This window comes from Paraburkholderia sp. SIMBA_053 (assembly GCF_046534895.1).
Classification (GTDB): Bacteria; Pseudomonadota; Gammaproteobacteria; order Burkholderiales; family Burkholderiaceae; genus Paraburkholderia; species Paraburkholderia caledonica.
In genome coordinates this window covers 1-262 of record NZ_JAWRXU010000955.1, presented here as the reverse complement: position 1 = coordinate 262, position 262 = coordinate 1, and the positions used below count along the sequence as shown (strand labels likewise).

At 38.5% G+C, this 262-nt stretch carries 1 pseudogene; it reads right to left on the bottom strand.

Annotated features, from left to right (window positions below):
• Positions 1–237, bottom strand: a pseudogene (locus SB753_RS38430) (PBSX family phage terminase large subunit); the annotation flags it as partial.
• Positions 238–262: the final 25 nt, after the last annotated feature.

Sequence of the window (262 nt, the reverse complement as noted above, 5' to 3'; positions counted from 1 at the left end):
ACCACCATCAGCAGTGAAATACATTTCGTATCTTTTTCCACGTACAGCAGGTATTATATTATCTTTCATACTGAACATAGAATAGATAACACCTTGTGGCATAACCCGTTTACCGAACCAATCTCGTTCCAGTAAATACGGATTCTTCGAAAGGATATCGTGTATTTCTTGCTTACGTTCTTCAGTAATGATCGGATTATCTTGTATCGTCCAGTGAGTCCAACGAGTATTCTGCACATCGAATACCTCTGATATAACTGGA